The organism is Burkholderia sp. Se-20373, assembly GCF_017104705.1.
Lineage (GTDB): Bacteria > Pseudomonadota > Gammaproteobacteria > Burkholderiales > Burkholderiaceae > Burkholderia.
Genome location: NZ_JAAGPH010000368.1, coordinates 1 through 922 on the forward strand (window position 1 = coordinate 1; position 922 = coordinate 922).

Annotated in this window: 2 protein-coding genes; both read left to right on the forward strand. The window is 73.8% G+C overall.

Features of this window, described 5'->3' with window-relative positions; genetic code table 11:
• On the forward strand, positions 1-266 hold a 266-nt coding region (locus G3N96_RS38795), incomplete at its 5' end, for a 4-alpha-glucanotransferase (RefSeq protein ID WP_206140499.1).
• Positions 263-922: alpha-amylase family glycosyl hydrolase (locus G3N96_RS38800; RefSeq protein WP_241023046.1), on the forward strand; the 660-nt coding region annotated here is incomplete at its 3' end. The genes G3N96_RS38795 and G3N96_RS38800, both read left to right, overlap by 4 nt.

Consider the following 922-nt stretch of genomic DNA (forward strand, 5'->3'; position numbering starts at 1 on the left):
CCGGTGACGCCGCCCCGCCGGCTGATTCGCCGCCGGTCGCCGAGATACTCGCGTACGTCGCGCGCAGCCCGTCGCCGCTCGCGATCCTGCCGCTCGAGGACCTGCTCGCGCTGGACACGCAGCCGAACCTGCCGGGGCCGCCCTGCGGGCACCCGAACTGGCGGCAGCGCCTGCCCCGCGCGATCGACATGTTGTTCGACGCCGACGTGCGCGACCGCATCGCGGCCGTGGTGCGCGCACGCGGTTCGCGGGAGCCCGGCCCATGACGCCGCGCGCGACGCTGCGACTGCAGCTGCATGCGGGCTTCACGTTCGACGACGCGGCCGCGCACGCCGGCTATTTCGCGCGGCTCGGCGTGAGCCACCTGTACCTGTCGCCGGTCGCGACGGCCGAACCCGGTTCGCGGCACGGCTACGACACCGTCGATTACGGCACGCTCAACCCCGAGCTCGGCGGCGAAGCCGGTTTCGTCCGGCTCGTCGATACGCTGCGCGCGCACGGGCTGGGCGTGATCGTCGACATCGTGCCGAACCACATGGGCGTCGGCGGTTCGTCGAACGGCTGGTGGAACGACGTGCTCGAATGGGGCCCCGCGAGCCCGTACGCGCACCACTTCGACATCGACTGGCATCCGCCCGACGCGACGCTCGACGGCAAGGTGCTGCTGCCCTGCCTCGGCACGCCGTACGGTGAGGCGCTCGCGGCCGGCGACATCACGCTCGACGCCGATCCGGCCACCGGGCGCTTCTTCGTGACGTGCCCCGGGCGACGGCTGCCGGTGGCCGCCGCCACCTACGCGGAGCTCCTGCGCATCGCGAATCGCGCGGACCTGAACGCGCTCGCCGAACGCTTCGACGCCGCGCCGCCGCGCGACAGCACACGGCTGGCCGCCGCGCATGCGGCGTTGCGCGATCACGCGGCC